Annotated in this window: 17 protein-coding genes; 10 read left to right on the top strand and 7 right to left on the bottom strand. The window is 44.6% G+C overall.

The window, feature by feature from the left end; translation table 11 throughout:
- Window positions 1–192: 192 nt before the first annotated feature.
- A complete protein-coding gene (locus tag HF322_RS03990) occupies window positions 193–1,125 on the bottom strand; it encodes a hypothetical protein (protein ID WP_169392115.1) in 933 nt (310 codons plus the stop codon).
- Between the two features lie 280 nt (window positions 1,126–1,405).
- On the opposite strand from HF322_RS03990, the gene HF322_RS03995 reads away from it, so the two are divergent.
- From HF322_RS03995 to HF322_RS04010, 4 genes are all read left to right on the top strand, one after another.
- Window positions 1,406–1,819, top strand: a complete 414-nt coding sequence (locus HF322_RS03995) for an Ohr family peroxiredoxin (protein WP_169392116.1) — start codon at window positions 1,406–1,408, stop codon at window positions 1,817–1,819.
- A 146-nt stretch (window positions 1,820–1,965) separates the two neighbouring features.
- Entirely contained in the window at window positions 1,966–4,911 is a 2,946-nt protein-coding gene (gene polA / locus HF322_RS04000; protein ID WP_169392117.1) for a DNA polymerase I, read from the top strand.
- A gap of 96 nt (window positions 4,912–5,007) precedes the next feature.
- Window positions 5,008–5,796, top strand: coding sequence for an SDR family NAD(P)-dependent oxidoreductase (locus HF322_RS04005; protein ID WP_169392118.1), 789 nt, complete (start codon window positions 5,008–5,010; stop codon window positions 5,794–5,796).
- Between the two features lie 185 nt (window positions 5,797–5,981).
- Complete coding sequence (locus HF322_RS04010; protein WP_169392119.1) at window positions 5,982–6,314, top strand: hypothetical protein; 333 nt, start codon at window positions 5,982–5,984, stop codon at window positions 6,312–6,314.
- Window positions 6,315–6,349: 35 nt separating this feature from the next.
- Here the strand turns inward: HF322_RS04010 and HF322_RS04015 are convergent, their stop codons facing one another.
- From HF322_RS04015 to hemH, 3 genes are read right to left on the bottom strand one after another with little or no spacing between them, the layout of a single operon-like run.
- The gene (locus tag HF322_RS04015) at window positions 6,350–7,306 is read right to left on the bottom strand and encodes a hypothetical protein (protein ID WP_169392120.1); all 957 of its coding nucleotides are present in this window, start codon (window positions 7,304–7,306) and stop codon (window positions 6,350–6,352) included.
- Window positions 7,307–7,333: 27 nt separating this feature from the next.
- Window positions 7,334–8,173 (bottom strand): BPSS1780 family membrane protein, encoded by an 840-nt coding sequence (locus HF322_RS04020; RefSeq protein ID WP_169392121.1) that lies wholly within the window; start codon window positions 8,171–8,173, stop codon window positions 7,334–7,336.
- A gap of 43 nt (window positions 8,174–8,216) precedes the next feature.
- The gene (gene hemH / locus HF322_RS04025; protein WP_169392122.1) at window positions 8,217–9,236 is read right to left on the bottom strand and encodes a ferrochelatase; all 1,020 of its coding nucleotides are present in this window, start codon (window positions 9,234–9,236) and stop codon (window positions 8,217–8,219) included.
- A 344-nt stretch (window positions 9,237–9,580) separates the two neighbouring features.
- Here hemH and HF322_RS04030 point away from each other — a divergent pair, with 344 nt between their 5' ends.
- The 4 genes from HF322_RS04030 (at window position 9,581) to HF322_RS04045 (ending at window position 13,562) form a co-directional block, all read left to right on the top strand.
- Window positions 9,581–10,837, top strand: a complete 1,257-nt coding sequence (locus HF322_RS04030; protein WP_169392299.1) for a homoserine O-acetyltransferase — start codon at window positions 9,581–9,583, stop codon at window positions 10,835–10,837.
- Window positions 10,834–11,445 carry a methionine biosynthesis protein MetW gene (metW, locus tag HF322_RS04035; protein WP_169392123.1) on the top strand — a complete coding sequence of 204 codons (612 nt, stop codon included), beginning with the start codon at window positions 10,834–10,836 and terminating at the stop codon, window positions 11,443–11,445. Before HF322_RS04030 ends, metW begins: the two co-directional genes overlap by 4 nt.
- Window positions 11,446–11,770: 325 nt before the next feature.
- Window positions 11,771–12,352, top strand: coding sequence for a tetratricopeptide repeat protein (locus tag HF322_RS04040; protein WP_169392124.1), 582 nt, complete (start codon window positions 11,771–11,773; stop codon window positions 12,350–12,352).
- A 169-nt stretch (window positions 12,353–12,521) separates the two neighbouring features.
- Window positions 12,522–13,562 carry a rhodanese-related sulfurtransferase gene (locus HF322_RS04045; protein ID WP_169392125.1) on the top strand — a complete coding sequence of 347 codons (1,041 nt, stop codon included), beginning with the start codon at window positions 12,522–12,524 and terminating at the stop codon, window positions 13,560–13,562.
- A 130-nt stretch (window positions 13,563–13,692) separates the two neighbouring features.
- Here the strand turns inward: HF322_RS04045 and uraH are convergent, their stop codons facing one another.
- A complete protein-coding gene (gene uraH / locus HF322_RS04050) occupies window positions 13,693–14,130 on the bottom strand; it encodes a hydroxyisourate hydrolase (protein WP_223193158.1) in 438 nt (145 codons plus the stop codon).
- Window positions 14,131–14,345: 215 nt separating this feature from the next.
- Entirely contained in the window at window positions 14,346–15,572 is a 1,227-nt protein-coding gene (serA, locus tag HF322_RS04055) for a phosphoglycerate dehydrogenase (protein ID WP_169392126.1), read from the bottom strand.
- Between the two features lie 325 nt (window positions 15,573–15,897).
- Here serA and HF322_RS04060 point away from each other — a divergent pair, with 325 nt between their 5' ends.
- On the top strand, window positions 15,898–17,349 hold the full coding sequence (locus tag HF322_RS04060; RefSeq protein WP_169392127.1) for an FAD-binding oxidoreductase: 1,452 nt from the start codon (window positions 15,898–15,900) through the stop codon (window positions 17,347–17,349).
- 116 nt (window positions 17,350–17,465) lie between these two features.
- Here HF322_RS04060 and HF322_RS04065 read toward each other — a convergent pair whose 3' ends face one another.
- Window positions 17,466–18,080 (bottom strand): BLUF domain-containing protein, encoded by a 615-nt coding sequence (locus HF322_RS04065; RefSeq protein WP_223193159.1) that lies wholly within the window; start codon window positions 18,078–18,080, stop codon window positions 17,466–17,468.
- A 518-nt stretch (window positions 18,081–18,598) separates the two neighbouring features.
- On the opposite strand from HF322_RS04065, the gene HF322_RS04070 reads away from it, so the two are divergent.
- On the top strand, window positions 18,599–20,242 hold the full coding sequence (locus HF322_RS04070; RefSeq protein ID WP_169392129.1) for a carbon-nitrogen hydrolase family protein: 1,644 nt from the start codon (window positions 18,599–18,601) through the stop codon (window positions 20,240–20,242).
- Window positions 20,243–20,262: the final 20 nt, after the last annotated feature.

Genomic DNA, 20,262 nt, shown 5'->3' on the forward strand with positions numbered 1-20,262 from the left:
CTTAACAATAATTCAAACAATAAAAAGGCAATCGGGTAGTATTTTACTGCGCGTATTGTAGCCGAATTATGAGTTAGATGCTATTTTTGCCATAAAAACATTGGGGTATAAAAAAAGGAAGAAAAAGCAATAAAGCCAACGAGATGCTGGCTTTAGGATTAAAAATTTTGACACTAAACTTGATCGCAAAATTTAATAATATTGTTGAATTTTTTGCTGTAAAAAGTCGGCGGCAGTGTCGTTAATGAGCGTGCAATCAACGACGCCCACGTTATTATTAGTATTGGCTTGGGTTTTTCCGGCTGACCAATAGTTAAGGTTATCATAGACACGGTTTTTATAATCAATACCGTAATAAACGTACTCAGGGTCTCGGCTGTCGGCAGCAAACTTGATTTGCTCTGAGCGATATTCGTTTTTATTGCCAACATCAAAGCGCTGCTGCTGCGGTTTTTTACTGTTACCAAAAAGGTTTTTGGTGTCATTGATCCAATCATTGATTGAGCCTTGAATGGGTCGGCTGTCTTTATCAAATAACCAGATATTTTTATCTGTCGTTGTCACTGGAATATAGCAAATTGAGCCATTAGGAAACGCGGCGGTATTTGGAATTTTGACATAATCATTAAGCGCCGTTCGAACTTTGCGGCATTTATTATTAACGGCATTGTCGGCAAAGTCGCGAGCTTGGCAACCAGCTAAATCATAAGCCTCATAAGTGGTGCTAAATTTTAAGCTACCGCTGCCATTGGTACTAGTATTGATATTATCAATCGGCTGCTCAACCGTTCGCCCTGAAACCGTGATATTTTTATTGGCTTGCAACCCTTCAAAACCTTCTGCCACCACAATGTTGTCCGCGCTGCTTGGAACCACCCCATTGTAATTGCGAACAATATTTGTTCGAGTGACGCGGTACTGACCTTGGCTAAAATTACGCTCAATTTTGGCAATAGCAATATTGCTCGACGTTTTATCATAACTGTTTACAAACTCAAAAACACTCAATCCACGAGAGCTACTGCCACCTGAACCAAAAAAATTATCATCATCACTGCCGCAGCCACTTAGTATGAGCGCAGCAAGACCGATCGGCAATAAATAAGTCAGTTTGGCAGTAGGCATCATCTGATCCTTATGAAAAAATATGCTCAAAATACAGAGCGTAAAAATATAACTTTAAGTTTAGCGCACTATTATCGCTAAAAATAGCTTGAGATTGTACAAAAGTTTTTAAAATGAGCTTATTAAGATAAGCGTTTTAAATAACCTTTTTAAATTACAAATTTATCGTAGAGCTTTACGGTTTTCTTGTATAAATGCCAAATTTAGGTTTGTTAAGCTGAGTTTGGTTTTAAAATTTTCAACCCTTTTAATTTCATTTAAAAAAGGAATAATAACTCAAATGAAAACATTATATTCAACCAAAGCGACGATCAAAGGCGGTCGTCTTGGTACGGCAAGCTTAAGCGATAGCGATTTGACCATTAAAATGACCACGCCCGGAACCGATAATGAAGGTAACAACCCAGAGCAGCTTTTAGCCATGGGTTATGGTGCTTGTTTTGATGGCGCGCTTGGTGTGGTTAAAAAAATGGAGCAAGCCAGCTTTGGTTCAACGACTTATACGACCGTTGATTTGCTTCAAGGCGAGGCTCATGAATACAAACTTGCCATTAAAATTCACGTCGTTGCCGATCATACCGATTTATCCGCCGATGAGATTCAGCGTTTGGTCGAAAAAGCGCATGAAGTTTGCCCCTATTCTAAAGCCACCCGCAACAACATTGATATTGAAGTGACGTCAGAAGTCCAATAACTGCTATTAAGAACGTTTAAAAAAAGAGCCTGAACTTGACGTTTAGGTTCTTTTTTTAGCTCACACATCGTAACTTGTCGCCATTCGGCAACCTGACCAATTCGCGCTATAATAACTGACTATATGATTGCTGATATGTGACTTTTATGACCGAAAACGACCACAATTCACACGCGCCGCTGGACCCAAATAGCTTGCCAAACTTTGCGACCATGACCAATGTCGCTACCATGGACACGGGCGGCGTGAACAAAGATGCGCCGCCGTTTATTTTGGTGGATGGCTCGTATTATTTGTTTCGCAACTTTCATGCCCTGCCCAAGATGACCACCACCAAAGGGCTGAACACCAACGCCATTCGCGGAACGCTTAACGCGCTACTAAAACTTATGCGCCGCTATCACCCAACGCATATGGCGGTGGCGTTTGATACGCGAGCGCCAACGTTTCGCCATCAGTTATCTAGCGACTATAAAGCTGCGCGACCACCGATGCCGCCAGAGCTTGCCGAGCAAATCCCTTATTTGCATCATTTAATCAGCGCGCTTGGCATTCCATTGTTGCGAATTGAAGGCGCGGAAGCTGACGACATCATCGGAACGCTTGCCCACCGCGCCGTTGCAGAAGGTCATCACGTGGTGATTTCAACCGGTGATAAGGATATGGCGCAATTGGTGAATGACTGCGTGATTTTGGAGGACAGCTTTAGCAATAAAATCACCGATAGCGACGGCGTGGTGGCTAAATTTGGCATTCGCCCTGAGCAAATGATTGACTTTTTAACGCTCATGGGCGACTCGTCCGACGGGATCAAAGGCGTCCCCGGAATTGGTCAAAAAACCGCCAAAGACTTGCTCAATAAATACGGCAATATCCCCAATATTTTAGCCAATGTCGCTGATATCAAAGGTCGCGCCGGCAAAAATTTGGTTGAATTTGCCGAAGATATCCCGCTGAATGCCAAGCTTGCCACCATTATTACCGATTTAAACATTGGTCAAGATTGGCGCGATTTAAAAATCAATACCGACCCTTGCGCCCATAGTGATGAGCTGCGAGCGCTTTATACCACCCTTGAATTTAAAAACGAATTGGCGTCGCTTGATCACCCAAACCATCCGGCAAATGGTGCAAGATCGGTTGCGGACAGCCAAGCGGATGCTGAATCGCAAGCGCAAATCGTCAAATCGTTGCAACAAACGACGATTAGTAATATTAAAAACAGCAAAACCCACGATAAGTCTTGGCAATTGGTGTTAGATAAAGCTGCTCTTAATGAACTCATTGCCAACCTTGAAACTCAGCCGCATTTTGTGATTGATACTGAAACGACAAGCATCAATTGGCAAAAGGCGGAATTGGTCGGTATTGCGATTGCTTTTGAGGCGCACAAGGCGTTTTATATTCCGCTTACCCATAGCTTAGAAAATGATGACAAAGTTACTCAGCAACTTGATTTAACTGAAACCCTTGCTGCACTTAAGCCCATTTTGGAAAATCCAAATATCGGTAAAATCGGTCAGCATTTAAAATATGACGCTCATATTTTAAGCCGTTATGGTATTGATTTGATTGGCGATGTTCACAGCCAACCAAACAATTGGGCGATGGATACCATGCTAGCAAGCTACGTGCTTAACGCCGCCGTCACCCGTCACGGCATGGACGACTTGGCGCGACATTATCTGCAAACGCAAACCATCACCTTTGAAGATGTCGCTGGCAAAGGCGCAAAACAGGTCAGCTTTGATCAGGTTGCCATTGATATTGCTCGTGATTATGCTTGCGAAGATGCCGACATTACCTATCAGCTGTTTGAGTTGTTCCGGCAAAAGCTTGATGAGAACAACGCTAAGCTGTTACATAAGCTTGAAATCCCCATCGCGCAGATTTTATGCCAAATGGAAGCCAACGGCATTTTAATTAAGCGACCGTTTTTAAAAGAGCTGTCCAAGCGCTTTGATGAAGAAATTATCGAGCTTGAAAAACGCGCTTTTATAGTTGCCGACCAAGAATTTAACTTAGGCTCACCCAAGCAGCTTGGTGAGATTTTATTTGATAAGCTTGGTATTGCTGGCGGTAAAAAGACCAAATCAGGTCAGTATTCAACCAGTGAAGCGGTGCTTTCCAAAATTGACCATCCATTGGTTGATATCGTTCTTGAATACCGAAGCCTTGCCAAGCTCAAAAGCACCTATACTGATGCGCTTGATAATGTTGCCGATGTGGACACCGACCGCGTTCACACCAGCTACCATCAAGCCTTGACCAGTACGGGGCGCTTGTCCTCAACCGAGCCGAATTTACAAAATATTCCGATCCGAACTGAAACGGGGCGCTTAATCCGCCAAGCCTTTATCGCCCCTAAAAATCGCGTTATTTTAGCCGCGGACTATTCGCAAATTGAGCTTCGGCTGATGGCGCATTTTTCAAAAGACGCGACACTTACCCGCGCCTTTAACGAAGGCTTGGATATTCATACGGCAACGGCGGCAGAAGTTTTAGGCAAAAGCGTTTCGGAAGTTAGCGCCACTGAGCGGCGAAACGCCAAAGCCATTAACTTTGGCTTGCTTTATGGTATGAGCGCGTTTGGGCTTGCCAAACAATTGCAAATGGGTCGCAGCGAGGCGCAAGAGTATATCGACCGCTACTTTGATCGCTACCCAAACGTCAAGCGCTACATGGTCAGCACCCGCGATAGCGCCGTTAATCATGGCTTTGTTGAGACCATTTTAGGTCGCAAACTATTCACCCCTGACATCAATAACAGCAACCGAATGGTTAAGCAAGCTGCCGAACGCGCCGCCATTAACGCCCCGCTTCAAGGCTCAGCTGCCGATATTATCAAGCTTGCCATGATTGCCGTTGATGCGGTATTACCAAAACAGCACGCCAAAATGCTGCTTCAAGTCCATGATGAACTGGTCTTTGAGGTTGATGCCGACCGCGCGGACGAGATTGGCAGCTTGATTAAAAATGCGATGGAAAATGTGCTGTCGGTGACTGCCAAAAACATGGGCTGGGATATCGATTTTGCCGTTCCTCTTTTGGTTGAAACCGACACCGGAAGCAATTGGGATGAGGCGCATTGATCGACAATGGGTATTTAGCTTGCTGTTTAAAAAGTAGTTGCAGTAACGGTAAAAGCGGTTTGAAGGCTTATTAAATTCATAATAAAGGATGACAATATGAACGTATTAATCACAGGAGCATCGCGCGGGATTGGACTTGCCACAGCAAAACGCTTGATCGCCAAAGGCATGAGCGTGGGCTTATTTGATATTGATGATAATGAGCTTGATCGCGCGATCAATGATAAAGCCTTTAAAAAAGCGCTTGAGGACAATCAAGTCATTAAAGGTCATTTGGATGTGACCGTTGAGAGTGATTGGGATGACGCCATTGCGCAGATGCAAAAAAGCTTTGGCAGCATTGATGTGCTGATCAATAACGCGGGCGTGATTGTCAGCGGAACTTTACCGGAAACTGACCTTAAAAAGCAGCTTGCCCTTATTGATATCAACTGTAAAGGCGTTCTGATTGGCTGCTATAAGCTTGCGCCGCATTTGGCAAAAAGTGATAACGGTAAAATCATTAACTTATCCTCAGCTTCTGCCATTTATGGTCAATCAGAAATCGCCCCGTATTCAGCAAGTAAGTTTTTTGTCCGCGGCTTAACTGAAGGCTTAAACATCGAATTTGCCGATTTGGGCGTTAAAGTGATTGATGTGATGCCGCTTTGGGTCAAGTCCGATTTGACCAAAGATATCAAGGTTACCAGTATCGACCGATTAGGAATTAATTTAACGGTTGATGACGTTGCCAAAACGCTTTATAGCTTGGTGAGCAAACCCAATAACAAAATCCACGCGACCCACTATCCGGTTGGCATGCCTGCTAAAGTCTTGCAAAAGCTATCGCAAGTCTCCCCTGACCCCATCATGCGCTGGATCAATACCAAAGTTGGCGCTAAATAAAACTGCCTTAAGCAATGATCAACAAAAAAAACGGTAATCTTATGAGTTGCCGTTTTTTATTACACATTTTGAACATGCTGTCACAGCTTACTACTATTGAGCAAAAGCGATTTGCGGCAAACTAACCTCCAAAGCATAAGATTCAAAGCAAATAACAACCAATAAAAAATAATAAGGATACTATGATGGAAAGCTCAGCTGACAACTCAAAACTGCCCCTTCCCGATGAGATGGATTATTTAGAAGGCGAAGATGATCAAATGGTCGATTTAAATGACCCGATGCTTCAAACCATCGACGATGAGCCGCTCATTAGCGATGACCAAGAATTTAGCAACTCACGCGTTGGCAGCTCAGAAACCATTCAAGGGGAAACGCCCATTTATCGGCAAAATATTGACGAATCAAGAATTGATGAGCTATTGGTAGAAGAAAATCTTGATGACGCCGATTATCCTGATATCGTTGATATTGCTGATAGAGATGCTGCAAAAAACAGTTTTAATGATGATTTATAGTTTTTTTATTAAAGTTCTAAGAGCACACTATTTAGTTAGTTGTGCTTTTTTTTTGCAAATAAAATATCAGCCGTTTTATAAATGACAATATCATTGCCGTCGTGACAAGGCTTACTGCCGCAAAGCTGAATGAAAATATAATTGTCGTTTAGATATTTGATTTGAAAGCGCTCGCTGCCATAATCTTCATGAACGACGCTTTGAATTTGTTCGACATTTTTAAGATTGTAAGGGATCAACAAGCGATCATTTAAATAAGTGATGAGTCCAAAAATAAATATCAGCCCTGAGAGTGCCAAAAATATCAAATAGGCGTCTAAAAATAAGTGACCGCTTTGAGATTGACCGCGAGTCTTTAAACGTTGTGAGGAATCGATTAAATAGCCCGATTTGATGATGAATATCAGCGCTTTATTGACCAAAACGATAAATCCGGCGATTAAGGTCAAAATAATCAACACAGGGCTTTGATTAGATAAATAGTCAATACTTAACACAATCAGCGCAATAATGGCGATCAGTAGCAAAGTAAATTTGATCAAGGCGCGAAAAAAATAACGCTTTAAACTTTGGTCATAATCGTTTGCAAACGCCTTGGCGCGCTTTTTGATCGTTGCCAAATCCGAACCGGTAAAACGCAAGTAAATTTTATAAAATACAAACCCAAGCAGGGCAATAAAAATCAGCAGCGCGCCATCGACCGGAACTTGGCTGACCGAAAAAAACCGAATATAAGATAAATTTAGCCGAGCCAGCGCAATAATTTGCCAACTGGCACCAAAAAAAGTCGGAATGAGCACAATAAGTGAGACATTATCGCGCAAAAAATCAAGCCAAAAGCGGATGGAATTGTGCCGATGGATGCGGTGCTGATGCAGCTTTTTAAGGGCGGAGGGCGTATCCGTATCAGGAAGGATCAAACCGCTTGGCTGCTTATTCCAGCCTTGCTCAAGCGGTTTGCAATCGTTATCAGGATTGCCCTCGTTATTCATCACTGATCGCCGATGCTAACAGCGGGATTAATGCGCATTTAACGGCTGATCCGTCCAAACGTCGCGGTAGCTGGTAAAATAGATCAGCAGTAAAATAGGCAAAATGACAAAGATTCCAAGCCCTAAAGTGAAAAAGACAACAACGGGAACGAGCAATAAGCAAACCAAGCCAAAAACAAACATCGGCATCAGGTTTTGTTTGCTGCCTTCAAAGCTTTTTTTCATTGCCGTGACCGCATCAACATCATGAAGCACAATCAGCGCAGGCGCAAACCAAATCGCCATGGTCAAAGGGATAAACAGCAGCATACTTATCAAATAACCAAAGATCACCGCACTGATCGATAGGCTTCCGACCGTGCCATAGTCACTGTTAAATAACGCAAACATCATACTTCCCATCGCAACAAACATGGGAATCATACAAACAATCGTCCCGACCAAATACCAAAGCCCAAGCATCAATAACGGCTTTAGATGGGATTTGAACCCTGAAAACAAATGGTCAAAACGCAGCTCATCGCCTCGCGACTGCGCGGCAGCGCCTTGAATGATACCGCCGCTAAAGACAAAAACGACCATGACCATCAAGACATTTAAAAAGGGAATTGACGCCAAAACGCCCAGAATAATAAGTAGTGTCGCCCCCATTGCCAACCACAATAGCGGCTGGCGCTGAAACAGATTCACCGCTTGAACCATCCACATCACGCCAGCACTGGCATCACAGCGCCTTGGGGTGGCAAGCAGCCTTGGCAAAATTGAGCCGTACTCATCCGTTGGCGGGATGGCAGGTGGCGTAATTTGCGGGGTTGGCTGTTTTTGTAAGTTAATCATAGACGGCTGAGATGGCTCGCTTGAATTCATACTGACCTCAAATTTAACCTTTAAATAGAATAGAAAATAATCCCTATTCCCAACCCGTAAGCGTCCCCGCCCAACCTTGAACCAAAGGCGCTGCAAGGGCTGCCATCAAATCAATGTGCGCGTCATCAATATTGAGTGCGGGAATATAATGATAGTCTTTGCCGCCTGCGTTAATAAAGTTATCGCGGTTTTCAATTGCCAATTCCTCTAGGGTCTCTAAGCAATCGGCTGAAAACGCGGGGCTGACCACTTGAACGGATGCTACGCCTGATTTTGCCCAGTCATCGAGCACCACATCAGTATAAGGCTTTACCCATTCTTGTTTGCCAAATCGCGACTGAAAGCTGATGATCCACTCATCCTCACCAAGACCAAGCTCACGTGCCACTTGCGCCGCCGTACAGCGACAGCGCTTTGGATACGGATCGCCCTTTTCGGCATACGGCTGCGGGATACCATGAAAGCTGAACATCAACTTTTCAGGTTTGCCATGCTTGGCTTGAAAGCGGCGAATGCTGTCAGCTAAAGCTTTAATATATAACGGATGGGCAAAGTAATCTTTCACAATCGTTAAATTGGGAATATTGCGCTGAGCCAATGCCCATTTATTCACCGCATCAAACGCCGCTCCCGATGACGTTGCCGAATATTGCGGAAATAAGGGCAACACCACAAAATGGTCAACGCCTTCAGCGCGAAGCTTATCCATTACCGCAGGAACAGCAGGATTACCGTAACTCATCGCCGCGTGAACCGACACGCGAAACGGCGCAGCAACGCTTGCAAGTTTTGGCTCAAGCAATTTTACCTGCTCATTTAAAATATTGCGCATGGGCGAGTCGCCATCCCAAATGCTGGCATAAGCTTCCGCCACGCGCTTGGGGCGACTTGGGAGCACGAATAAATTTAAAATAATTGCCCAAACAAACTGCGGAATCTCAATCACCCGAGGGTCGGATAAAAACTGGCGCAAATAGCGGCGAACGGCAGGAGCGGTTGGCTCGTCGGGTGTTCCTAAATTGACAAGGATCACAGCAATCTTTGGCGGTAAGGCAGGCTTCATAGGGGGCAAAAAACCTTGATTAAACGGATAAATAAAAGCATTTAGTGTAGCACTTTGGCGCAATTATAATAGTGCCAACGCGTAATCAAAATGCGCTTTTTCAGCGATTTTTTTGTGGGTGGTTGTGCTCAGCTCCCCATCGCCCTACAATAGAGTCGCCGTTTGATACGTCGATTTTGATTCTTTTTTTCCAGTCTGGTTTATGCGCACGCTTTTGTGAGGTTATTTTGAACACACGCCCAATCTCTTCTGACGCTCCCTTTGATAAAACGGTATCTCAAGATGAGCGCGCGGACATGATGACAATGAATAACGACCATCATTTAAACGCCGATCAACTGCCCATGACAGCTCAATCAGGCAAAGCCAACTATTTACAAGCCAAAGCGTATTCCACCACTGAAGGCTCTGTGGGTATTGTCGCGCCAAAAGTATTTCATTCTAAGGCGCCCTTGACCTTGGTTTGCAACCGGATTTTGCCGTCATTTGACTTGGTTTATGAAACTTACGGTCAGCTTAACCGCGATAAAAGTAACGCCATTTTAATTTGTCATGCGTTGTCCGGAAGTCATCATGCGGCAGGCTATCACAGCGTGGATGACAAAAAAGCGGGCTGGTGGGACAATATGATCGGTCCCAACAAAGCCATTGATACCAACCGCTTTTTTGTGGTTTGCGTGAATAATATTGGCAGCTGCTTTGGCTCAACGGGACCTACGACTCTCAATCCTGAAAGCCAAAGTAACGGCGAAGCCGCCATCCCTTATGGTCCTGATTTTCCGCTCGTGACGATTAAAGATTGGGTCAAAACCCAAGCCATGCTGTCCGATTATTTGGGGATTGAGGTTTGGCATGCCATCGTTGGCGGCTCAATGGGCGGCATGCAAGCGCTGCAATGGTCGGTCGATTACCCAGAACGGCTCAAGCGGTGCGTGGTGATTGCCAGCACCCCCAAACTGTCCGCGCAAAATATCGCCTTTAATGAGGTGGCTCGGCAGTCGATTTTATCCGACCCTGACTTTAATCATGGCAGGTATTTGCAGGCAGGAACCTACCCTCGTCGCGGCTTGATTTTAGCAAGGATGGTCGGTCACATCACGTATTTAACCGAAGATGCGATGATGACCAAGTTTGGTCGGGATTTAAAATCGGGCAAATTTATGTACGGCTACGACGTTGAGTTTCAGGTGGAAAGCTACCTTCGCTATCAAGGCGAGCGCTTTAGCGAAAACTTTGACGCCAACACCTATTTATTAATGACCAAAGCGCTCGATTACTTTGACCCTGCCCGCGATTTTGACGGTAAAGATGCCCTTGCCAAAGCGTTATCGGTATCAAAATGCCAATATTTGGTGATGTCCTTCACCACCGATTGGCGCTTTGCCCCTGAACGCTCACAAGAAATCGTTAATGCGTTAATGGCAACCAAAAAGCCAGTCAGCTATTTAAACATCGATGCGCCGCACGGTCACGACTCATTTTTATTTGACATTCCGCGTTATATGACCGCGATTAAAGGCTTTTTGAGCGCGCCGTTTATCCATGATGCGCCAACTTTTCAACCCAATCAATCGACAAAACCTGCCGGAGCGCCGCTATGAGAATGGATCACCAATTGGCTGAGCGCTGGATCGCCCCAAAATCGAACGTATTAGATTTGGGCTGCGGCAATGGCGAGCTGCTAGCGCACTTGCAATCAAAATTTGGTGTGACCGGCTACGGACTTGAAATCGACCCTGATAAAATCAACGAAGCCATTGCCAATGGGCTCTCCATCATCGAGCAAGACTTAAACGACGGTCTTGCCCGATTTGAAGACAACAGCTTTGATACGGTGATTATGGCGCGCGCCCTGCAAGCGGTGATGACGCCCGATAAATTGCTCCTTGATATGCTTCGGGTCGGTCGCGAGGCGATCATTACTTTCCCAAACTTTGCGCATTGGCAAAATCGGCTGCATTTGGGCATTAAAGGCTTGATGCCGGTATCAGAAGCATTGCCTTATGAATGGTACGACACGCCCAACATTCATCTTTGCACATTTAAAGATTTTGAAGCGCTTTGTGCCAATCACAATATCCAAATCTTAAGCCGATTTGCCGTTAGCGACTCCACTCGTCATTCAAGCGCGCTTCGAACGCTGCTTATTCGCCAAGCCCCTAACCTATTGGCGGATGTTGCCATTTATCGGGTGACCAAATCTTCATGAAAGTCACAATAATATTAAGGATTTTGTAACTTCTCTTTTCCAATTTAGCTTTATTAAACCTTACTGCAATGTAACATTATGATTTTGTTAGCTTCTCTTTGGCAAATTTTGGCGTAAATTTGCGTAATTAGTATTTGAGTTTCGTAAGTTTGGGTGGTAAGCTTACAAAATATTGTCAATGACCCCTTAATTACAACCGCCTATCTGTTGCGTTAGCGTAAGGAATTTTGGTTACAAAAGGTTAATCAGTCCAAAGTTTTAACGCTAATAACGGCATCGGTCAATTCAACGTCATGGTTATATTTTTATCTGATTTGGAGCTGGTATGAAATTTTTAAAAGCCGCCTTATTCACTGCTGTATTGACCACGGCAAGCCTTGCCAATGCCGACTTGGTTGCCAATATCCCACTTGATACCTCACGCTATGAGATGATGAACGTCAGCGAGCTGTCCTCACATGCTGCCCAAGGCAACGATCACGCTCAGTTTTATCTCGCCAAGCGCCTACAAAAAGGTCAAGGCGTGGCTAAAAACACTCAGCAAGCCGTCCAGTGGTATACTCGCGCGGCGGAACAAGGCGTCGCTCCTGCTCAGTTAAACCTTGGCATCATGTACCTTCGCGGTGAAGGCGTCCAGCCCAACCTTCAGCAAGCCCGCAAATGGCTAGAAAAAGCCGCCATGCGCGGCGACAATCGCGCAAGCTACACCTTAGCGCTGCTCGATGAAAAACAAAAAAACCTCGTTGACGCTTATAAATGGTATGATTTGGCTGCCCGCGATGGCATGCTTGATGAAAAAGTTCGCAGCAAAGCTCGCGGCAAAATCGGTCAGTTGGCATTGAACTTATCGAACTCTGATATCGCAAGCGCTCGCAACCAAGCGGATCGCTGGTTCCAAAGCAAATAAGCCTTAAGAAGCTTGACCATTTAAAATCCCAGCTCATACGTTGGGATTTTTATTTTGATTCAAAAATTTTATAAATTTTGGTAAACTTACCGCGCAATTAGCATAATTTGCCGATTTTTCTTTTATTTATCATTGCTCTAGGATTACGCCCTAGCCCGCAGGAGATAGCATGAGCCACGCCCCTTATGATGCTACTACCAACAATATTGTGGTAGCTGCCCTTTATAAATTTACCCCGTTTGCCGATTTTGAAAACTACCGCGAGCCGATTTTAAACACTATGCTTGATAACAACGTTAAAGGCACGCTATTAATCGCAGCGGAAGGCATTAACGGTACGATTTCAGGAAGCCGCCAAGGTATTGATGCAGTGCTTGCGTTTTTACGACAAATTCCGGCGATTGGCGAGTTCGTTTTTAAAGAATCTTACACCCACGAGCAGCCGTTTTATCGAACCAAAGTGAAGCTAAAAAAAGAAATCGTCACCATGGGCGTTGAAGGCATCGACCCGCTGCAATCGGTTGGACGCTATGTTAAGCCTAGCGATTGGAATGCGCTAATCTCTGATCCTAACGTTATCCTTGTCGATACGCGAAATGATTACGAAGTTCAAATCGGCACCTTTAAAAATGCGGTGAACCCAAACACCAAGACCTTTCGCGAGTTTCCAGAGTTTGTTGCGCAAAACCTTGACCCAAATCAGCATAAAAAAGTGGCGATGTTTTGCACCGGCGGCATTCGCTGCGAAAAATCGACCGCGTTTATGCGCGAGCAAGGTTTTGAAGAGGTTTATCATTTAGAGGGTGGCATTTTAAAGTATTTGGAAGAGGTGCCAAAAGAGGAGTCGCTTTGGGAAGGTGACTGCTTTGTGTTTGACAATCGTGTTGCGGTCAATCACGATTTAGAAAAAGGCGATTATGAGCAGTGCTTTGCTTGCCGGATGCCGATTACGCTTGAGGATATGACCTCTGCCGCTTATGTCAAAGGGGAGTCGTGCCCGCATTGCATCGATAAAGCGACTGAAGAACAAAAAGCGCGCTTTCGGGAACGTGAACACCAAATCAATCTTGCCGCAAAGCGCGGTGAGGAACATATCGGCGGCAATGTCGTTGAGGTCATCGAAAAGCGCCGCGCGGCTAAAGTTGAAGCAAAGCAGCAGCAAGAAAACGCTCAAACTAAATCCAAAAAATCAAAGCAAGCTAAAGCTTAATCCAGTTAGCACTAATTTTAGTTAGCAAAAGTTTCAGTTACCGCCAATTTTAGTTAGCACTAATAAAAAAAGAGGCAAAATCTGCCTCTTTTTTTGACTTTTTAAATTGTGTTTTATTATCAGCAACTTATTAGCTACCGCGATAAGTGCTGTAGCCATAAGGCGATAAGGTAATTGGAACGTGATAATGCTGAGTGCCTTCAATGTTAAAGTTGACCTCAACATAAGGATAAAATGATTTTACGCCTTGATTGTAAAAATAGGGCGTAGTTTCAAAAATCAGCTTATAAACGCCATTGTGACCTGAGCTGCCCTCATTGGGTAAAAAATCAGGAATTCGACCGTCATTTCCGGTTTTTTTGCTGTCAATCAGCTTCCAGCTGCCGTTTGATTGCTGCTGCATCAAGCGAACGTTGACATCTGGCGCAGGCTTTCCGGTGCTGATGTCCAAAATATGACTGGATAACTGATAGGTGGTATCGGCAGCAAGGCTTGGTACGGCGCTTAATAACATGGCGCTGCCTACCAAAGCAGACGCGGCTATTTTTCGATTGAGTGTAAGTTTCATGGAAATTCCTATAACAAGGATTTTTATTGTTGTTGGGGTTGATAGGAGGTAACGCACTTTTCCCTAGCGATGTTTATATTATCTTATCAATCACGCTTTATTATTAATTAAATGTTATGGTTTGTTGAAAACTGTTAGTGTTGTTATCAAAATAAAAGCCAAAAAAAACAGCAGAGTTATCACTAACGCTGCTGCTTTTAACGCTGAAATTTAAGTTAAAACAAGACGCGAACTCGAACGGTTTCCGCCACATCATTGAGCATATCAAGCGCCGCTTTTGAATCGCTATAATCCACATCCATCACCAAATAGCCGATATCGCCTTCGGTCATGAGGCTTTGGGCTATAATGTTGATGTGAGCTTCGGCAAACAGGCGGTTCACTTGTGACAGGACGCCGGGGACGTTTTTGTGAATGTGAAGCAATCGGTGCGTGCCTTCTTTAAACGGGATGGAAACGTTCGGGAAGTTGACCGCAGTGATGGTATCACCTTGATCCGAATAGCGGACGAATTTTTCGGCGACTTCTAAACCGATATTAGCCTGAGCTTCTTGGGTGGAGCCGCCAATGTGCGGGGTCAAAATCACGTTGTCAAATTTGCGCAGCGGCGACTCAAACTCTTCATCAGCAGATTTTGGCTCTTTTGGGAACACGTCAATGGCGGCGCCCAAGATTTTGCCCGATTCAATCGCGGCGGCTAAATCATCAATATCTACGCAAGTTCCGCGAGCGGCGTTAATAAAATAGCTGCCGTCTTTCATCTTATCAAACTGCTCAGCTTTCATCATATAGCGCGTGCTTGGCTCATCAGGAACATGCAAGGTGACAATGTCGGCGTTTTCAAGCAGCTCATCAAGGCTGCCAACTTGGCTTGCATTACCAATCGGCAATTTGGTGACCACGTCATGATAAATGACATTCATGCCAAAACTTTCAGCTAAGACCGACAACTGCGAGCCGATGGAGCCATAGCCAACAATCCCGATAGTTTTGCCGCGAACCTCATGCGAGTCTTTTGCGGACTTGCCCCAACCTCCGCGATGAACGGCAGCGCTTTTGGCAGGGATACCGCGATACAGCATGATGGCTTCGGCAAGTACCAATTCGGCAACCGAGCGCGTATTTGAATACGGCGCGTTAAAGACCGGAATACCAAGCTCACGAGCGGCATTTAAGTCCACTTGGTTGGTGCCAATACAAAAGCAGCCAATGCCGATCAATTTGGGCGCTTGCTCAAGCACCTCACGGGTCAACTGCGTTCGCGAGCGAATGCCAATAAAGTGCGCGTCTTTAATTTTTTCAATCAGCTCATCAGTATCAAGTGCTTGACTTAAGCTTTCGATATTATGATAGCCCCCTTGAGTCAACACTTTAACCGCGTTGTCGTGAACACCTTCGAGAAGTAAAAATCGGATTTTGTCTTTTTGCAGGGAGAGCGCCATGGAAAACCTATCCTTTGACTTTGGTGAATGAATCAGCAAGCTTCTTATCTTACACAAATTGCCAAGTGTTGTTTTACTATTTATTTAAATAAATAGTTACTATTTTTTAATCTCATCATGAAAAAAATTCAGGGCGGCAGTAGTTATTTGAATTTGCTTAAAAAATAAAAGTTCTTCAAAATTTATCAACTAGCCGCTCCCTTAAAATCACGATACACTATATTATTCTTGAAAGCTTGCTTTATGATTTTATTTTGACCCGTTTTATTTTAACCCGTTGTTGTTCACCTCCCATTGCCCAAAACGATGCTGCCTTGAGACGATTATGACTGAATTGACCACGCCCCAACCGACTTTGGAAACTTTGCAATCAACCCCGACTGCCACCTTGCTCAATGCTTTGCTTGAAGATTGCGGCTTTGATGCCAGCCAAATCAAAACCGACAGCGAAAGCTTGCTGCACTGGGGCAAAGACTGGACGAAGCATTTTTCGCCAAACGCCTCAGCAATCGTGTTTCCAAAATCGACCGAGCAAGTTCAAGCGGTGGTAAAACTTGCTAATGCTCACAATATCGTTCTCACGCCAAGCGGCGGTCGAACAGGACTGTCAGCAGGCGCCGTTGCTGCTAATGGTGAAATCGTGGTCAGCCTTGATAAAATGAATAAAATTGGCAAATTTTATCCGGCAGACCGCTTGGTGGAGATTGAAGCAGGGGTGATTACCGAGCAGCTTCAGCAGTTTGCCCAAAGCCAAGATTTATATTATCCGGTCGATTTTGCCTCAGCAGGGTCAAGCCAAATGGGCGGCAATATCGGCACCAACGCCGGCGGCATTAAGGTCATCCGCTACGGCATGACGCGGCAATGGGTCATGGGGCTGACAGTGGTGACCGGTCGCGGCGATATTTTGGAATTAAATCGCGGCATGATTAAAAATGCCACAGGCTATGACTTACGCCAATTGTTTATCGGCAGTGAAGGCACGCTTGGGCTTGTGACCCACGCGCAAATCAAGCTTGAGCGACCACCAAAAGCGCTCAGTGTTATGGTGCTTGGCATGGACAGCTTTGATGATGTGATGAATGTTTTGGCCGCCTTTCAAGCCAAAGTTGACTTAACCGCCTTTGAGTTTTTTGATGATGTTGCCGTTGACAAACTCATGGCAACGGGTCACGTTCAAGAGCCGTTTGAATCCAAACCGCGATTTTATACCTTGCTTGAATTTGAAGCGCCTTATGAGCCGATCATGGATGAGGCGATGGCGATTTTTGAGGACTGCATGGAAAACGGCTGGATTGTCGACGGCGTTATGAGCCAAAATATGACTCAAGCGGCGGAGCTTTGGAAGCTTCGTGAGTTTATTTCCGAGACCATTTCGGTTTTTACGCCCTATAAAAATGACGTTTCGGTATTAATCAGCCACGTTCCAAGCTTTATTCACGACATTGAAACTATCGTTCAAGACAAGTACCCAAGCTTTGAGGTGTGCTGGTTTGGTCATATTGGTGATGGCAATTTGCACTTGAACATCTTAAAGCCTGAAACTATTAGCAAAGACGAATTTTTTACTGAATGCCAAATCGTTAACCAGTTTGTCTTTGAAACCGTTCAAAAATATGGCGGCTCGGTATCGGCAGAACATGGCGTTGGCATGACCAAAAAGCCCTATTTGCAATTTAGCAAAACTGAAACTGAAATTGATTATCTCAAAGCCATCAAGCGCGTTTTTGACCCCAACAACATCATGAACCGCGGCAAGATTTTTGATTTGGAGTGATAGTTAATAAAAAATAATGGTTAATAAAAATGAGGGTTAACAAAAATTAAGCCCTAAAAAATAAAAAAAATGACGTCTTAGAGCGTCATTTTTTATTGCCTAGCGAGTTTGAAATGTTACCACCAAAGCAATGATCCTAACGCCAAAATCACGAGCAAAAGCAAAATACCTTGAACCAATAAAAAGGCTTGATGCGGGGCGGTGACATAGCGAACCATATTGCCAAGGGCATTGTAAGTGATGCCCGCCGCTTTGATGTGCGGCGGATGATCAAACGCTTGAATGACGGCTAAAAACTGCTGAGTCCGCGCGCTTGACCACCCTTGCGGCGCAAACGGTAAAAAGGGCGCTAAATTTTGCGCTTGTGCCTTGGTGGCATCCGACCAAAGCCAGCGCTCCAAAAACAGCATCCGCATTCGCCAATCTTTAAAGCGCTGATGGCTGATCGGCTGAGCTAATAAGATAGTTAGCTGCTTATGTCGCGGATCTTGCGAAATGCGCTGCAAAAGCGCCAAAATCTGCGCTTTTTTACCTTCAATACACTGCAAAAACTCGCCATTGCCATAGCATAAAATGCCCGTAATGCCTTGCTGCTGATTGTAGCGATACGCATGATGGGCAATATCATCAAAGATTTTTGAATCAAAACGCCCCTTAAGGCTCAACGTGCTGGCATACACCACTTGGATCAGCGCATCATCTGCCAGCGGTTCAATTTGGTCAAGGGACATCATAATAAACCTTTATCATCCATTTTATTGATAGTTAAGCAAAAATTTTGGCATCGCCAAGAAAATCCAAGTTTGATGGCACGGTCACAAAGACACCACCGCTAATGGAGGTATAAAGGCTCAGTAAATAAAAAGGAGAAGCTCAAGATAATCTCACAAAATCATAGCAATTGGTTACTTCTCTTACGCTGATATCACGACGTTGGCTTGCTATGATAAGCATTAAAAAATGATCGCAAGTTGAAAAGATAAGCGTAACCTGTGACGCTATCTTATGGCAGCAAATAGCAGAAGCGTAAATCTGTCAAAACATAATCGAGCCTGCCAAGATTTCAAAAGACTTTTAACGTGGCTTTAACTTTTAACTTAGCTTTAACAAAAGCATCGATCGTGACAAATTTTGCTTAAAATTAACTATAGCATAGCATTAAAGCGATAAATTTTTTAAGATTTTTTTATGAGTTTTGATACCATTTTTTAGTGCCAAAACCGCAAGCTAACCTTTGAATAGGATTGATATGAGTAAGAACGATAAGATCGATGATTTTCATTTAACGATTGCTGAAATTAAGAAAAAAGACTACCCGCAATTAAAAGTATTGATGGATCGCGTTTATGCCAATTTGGGCGGCGCGTGGTCAAAAACGACCATTCATACGCTCATTGATGCCTTTCCTGAGGGTCAAATTGCGCTGTTTGACCATGACCAAATGATTGGTTTTGTGCTGTCGATGCGCGTGGATTATGCCAAATTTTCCAACCCCCATACCTATGATGATTTGATTGGTCACCGCGAGATCATCAAGGATAACCCTAAAGGCGATGCCATTTATGGCTTGGATGCGCTGATTGATCCCGATTATCGCGGTTATCGCTTGGGTCGCCGCCTTTATGATGCTCGTAAAGAGCTTTGCCGGCAGATGAACTTTCGGGCAATTTTAGCGGGTGGTCGAATCCCTAATTATTACAACCATCAAGATTTAACCCCTGGTGAGTACATTGATGCGGTTGAGTCGCGCGAAATTCATGACAATGCACTGTCGTTTCAATTGTCCAACGGTTTTATTGTCAAACGGATTTTGACCGGCTATTTGCCTGACGATGCGCAATCAAAAGGCTTTGCCACCTTACTTGAATGGTCAAATATTTATTACGAGCCGCAAGATTATAAGCCCAATGCTCGCAAATCTGAAGTTCGCATCGGCGGCATTCAATGGCAAATGCGTGAGGTGGAATCGCCAGAAGAATTGCTTCAGCAAGTTGAGTTTTTTGTCGATATCATGGCAGATTACAATTCCGACTTTGCTTGCCTGCCAGAGTTTTTTAACGCGCCACTCATGGGACTTTGTGAATCCACCGACCAAAATATCGCCATTCGCTTTTTAGCAAGCTATACTGAATGGTTTAAAAATGAAATCTCGCATTTAGCAGTCAGCTATAACGTCAACGTGATTACCGGCTCGATGCCGCTGCTTGACGAGGAGGACGTGCTGTATAACGTCAGCTATCTTTGTCGCCGTGATGGCACGGTTGAGGAGCAGCGCAAAATCCACATCACCCCGCACGAGCGCAGCGCTTGGGTGATTGAGGGCGGCGATAAAGTCCAAGTCTTTGACACCGACGCCGGTCGCGTTGGCATTTTGATTTGCTATGATGTTGAATTTCCTGAGCTTGCCCGCCTCATGGCACTTGATGACATGGACATTTTGTTTGTGCCGTTTTGGACGGACACGCAAAATGGCTATTTGCGCGTCCGTCACTGCGCCCAAGCCCGCGCCATTGAAAATGAGTGCTACGTGATGATTTGCGGCTCGGTCGGTAACTTACCGCAAGTTGAAAGCCTTGACATTCAATACGCTCAGTCGTCTATTTTTTCGCCGTCCGATTTTGCATTCCCGCACGACTCCATCATGGCAGAAACCACGCCCAACACCGAAATGGTGTTTTTCTCTGATTTGGATTTAGATAAGCTGCTTCATGTTCGTCATGAAGGCTCAGTTCATAATTTGCTTGATCGCCGCGATGATTTATTTAGCCTGCGCTGGAAGAAAAAATCAAAAGTTCCGGCAAATAAACTAAGCGAAGCCGAGCGCCTTGACAATTCTGGAAGCGTTCGTGAGGGTGATCCGCTGCAAGACCGCGCCGCAAACCCTCGCAGTTAGCTAAACCTTTATTTTAATAA

It is taken from the genome of Psychrobacter sp. MF31, from assembly GCF_012847335.1.
In the GTDB taxonomy this organism is placed as follows: Bacteria; Pseudomonadota; Gammaproteobacteria; order Pseudomonadales; family Moraxellaceae; genus Psychrobacter.